Raw genomic sequence first — 2,510 nt, forward strand, 5'->3', positions numbered from 1 at the left:
CCATCGGCTTGCGACCGATCTCGGCGCTGGTCGACATCACCAACTACCTGACCTTCGATGCCGCCCGTCCGCTGCACGTCTTCGATGCCGACACGGTGAAGGGCAACATCACCGTCCGCCTGGGCCGCGAGGGTGAGACGCTGGCTGCGCTGAACGGCAAGGAATACACCGGGCTGCGTCATGACGTCTAAACTCCGTCTTTCGGTCCGCCGGAACGGAGTCCCGGCGGACCTCGCAAGCAAATTGCGGACTGTCCGGATGCAGGCGGCCCCCGTCGGGGCCGATCCCCGCCTCAGGGATTGGTGACGGCGTCGGCCGGAACGGCGACCTTGCGCAGGTCGGCGGTCGATTTGGACACGATCAGCTTCGGCTGCGGCAGGACCACCGGCATCTTGCGGGCATCCTCACCCTTCAGCACCTTGGCGATCATCTCCGCCGCCGTGCCGCCCATGTCCTCGACCAGCGGCGTGTAGGCGGCCAGCCACTTGTTCAGCACGAAGGTCTGGGTGCCGCCGAACAGGTTGACCCGGTCGCCGACGGCCTTCTGGATGTCCCCGGCCTTCGATCCCAGGTAGCTGTCGGCGCCGGCATAGACCGCATCCACCGTCAGCTTGCCGGATTTGATCTCGGCCATGACCTCGTCCAGCGCATCGGTGTCGGGAGCGACGCGGCGCGAGGTCAGCTCGACACCGTTCTTGGCACTCCATTCCGTGACCTGCGCCTCGATGATCTTGGCGTTCGGTTCGCGCGCGTTGAACAGCACAAGCAGCTTCTTCAGCGGAGCCAGCTTGTTGAAGGCCGACAGCTGCAGGTCGATCGGCACTCCGTTGGTCACGCCGGTCGTGTTGACGCCGGGCTCCTCCATCGACTTCACCAGCTTGCCACCGACCGGATCGAAGACGATGTTGAAGACGATGGGAATACGATCCTGGATGATCTGCTGGGCGACCTGCGTCGTCGTGGTGCCGAACGAATAGGCGATGTCGAACTTCTTGGCGGCGATGTCCTCTTCCAGGGCGCGCAGGCGCCCGGCCATGACCCCGCGATCCTGATTGCCGACCACTTCGGTGTATTTGGCCTGAACGCCCAACGCCGCCAGCTTTTCCTTGAGCGCAACCTCCGGTTCCGTGATGCCGCGCCACAGGATCAGAAGAATATTCTTCTCCTGCGCCATCGCCGGGGTGGCGACTGTCACGGCCATCGCAACCGAAAGCGCCGCAAGAAGAGACTTGCTGGCCCAACTGATCGATGCGCGAACAGATTTCATGCCAATCTGGATGGTACTCGACTTCATCGGCGTTTCCTTTAGCTCAGCGGCGGCCCAAGGCACCCGCATCAGTGGAGCCGGAATTTAAATTGATTGCCGCTTGCGAGCAATTGACAATTTTGCCATCCTCCTCAGACGAATGAAGCACGGAAACATGGCTGAATTGCAAAGAATTTGAGACATTTTTTCGCGCAACGGCTGCGAATTTCGGCCGGAAACCAAGAGGCCAGCGAGACACCATGACCCGTTTCGGAACGATCATCAGCGCGGTCTGCGCCCTGTTCGCAGTCGTTGCTGCCTCAGAAGCCCAATCCGCCGGCACGGTGCAGGAGTTGAGCCTGCCGTCGCGGGTTCTCGACAAGGACTACCGCTATACAGTCTACCTGCCGGACGGTTATGACGACAGCTGCACAACCTATCCGGTTGTTTACCTGTTGCATGGCGCCAGCGGCAACGAGCGGGACTGGCTGGACAAGGGCAACGTCAAACCGGTCCTCGACCAGATCATCGCGGAAAAGCGCATTCCTCCGACCGTCGTGGTCATGCCCGGCCATCGCGGCATGTGGTGGGTCGACGGCGATGGCGAAAAGTCGGAAACGGTTCTGTTGACGGAGCTTCTGCCGACGGTCGAACAACGGTTCCGTGTCTATGCCGAGCGTGCCGGACGGGCCTTCGGCGGCCTGTCGGCCGGCGGATATGCGACCATCCGTCTCGCCTTCACCCGGCCGGAGCTGTTCGCGGTCGGCATGGCGCTGAGCCCGGCGATCTACAGCCCCCTGCCGCCCTCGAACAGCTCGGCGATGAAGGATCCCGCCTTCATGAAGGACGGGGTGTTCGACGCAGATCTGTGGGTCCGCCTGAACTGGCAATCGCTGTTCGACGCCTACCGGTCCCAGCCGCTGCGGGTGCCGCTGTATCTCAATGCCGGCGACCATGACCGGTTCGAGATCGCCTATCACACTGCCGTGCTGCACCGGGAGCTGTCCCGCCTGCAACCGGATGCGACCGTCTTCCGCGTGGTGGATGGCGACCATGAATGGCGGGTCTGGCACGACACCATCGGCGATGCGATGACCTACGCGCTGGCGCGGATGAAGGCGCCGCTCCCGGCTTCCGCTGCGAAGGTCGGAGCGCCATGCGGCTAAAAAATCCGCGCCTCGCCCTGTTTCTGATGGTCGCCGGGGATGCGACCGGCAATTCCTTCATGCCGGTCTATGCCCACGGCCTGTACGCCTCCGGCGGT

Annotated in this window: 2 protein-coding genes and 1 pseudogene; 2 read left to right on the top strand and 1 reads right to left on the bottom strand. The window is 63.0% G+C overall.

Features of this window, described 5'->3' with window-relative positions; genetic code table 11:
* A pseudogene (locus I71_RS12475) lies at positions 1-170 on the top strand (phenylalanine--tRNA ligase beta subunit-related protein); the annotation flags it as partial.
* 122 nt (positions 171-292) lie between these two features.
* Here I71_RS12475 and I71_RS12480 read toward each other — a convergent pair.
* On the bottom strand, positions 293-1,195 hold the full coding sequence (locus tag I71_RS12480) for an ABC transporter substrate binding protein (RefSeq protein ID WP_159107375.1): 903 nt from the start codon (positions 1,193-1,195) through the stop codon (positions 293-295).
* A gap of 311 nt (positions 1,196-1,506) precedes the next feature.
* On the opposite strand from I71_RS12480, the gene I71_RS12485 reads away from it, so the two are divergent.
* Entirely contained in the window at positions 1,507-2,412 is a 906-nt protein-coding gene (locus I71_RS12485) for an esterase family protein (protein ID WP_042695182.1), read from the top strand.
* Positions 2,413-2,510 lie beyond the last annotated feature (98 nt).

Source organism: Azospirillum sp. B506, assembly GCF_000333595.1.
GTDB lineage: Bacteria > Pseudomonadota > Alphaproteobacteria > Azospirillales > Azospirillaceae > Azospirillum.

What these genes read in the sequence shown, in the direction of transcription:
- I71_RS12485 (WP_042695182.1), top strand. Translation starts at nt 1,507, where the DNA reads ATGACCCGTTTCGGAACGATCATCAGCGCGGTCTGCGCCCTGTTCGCA.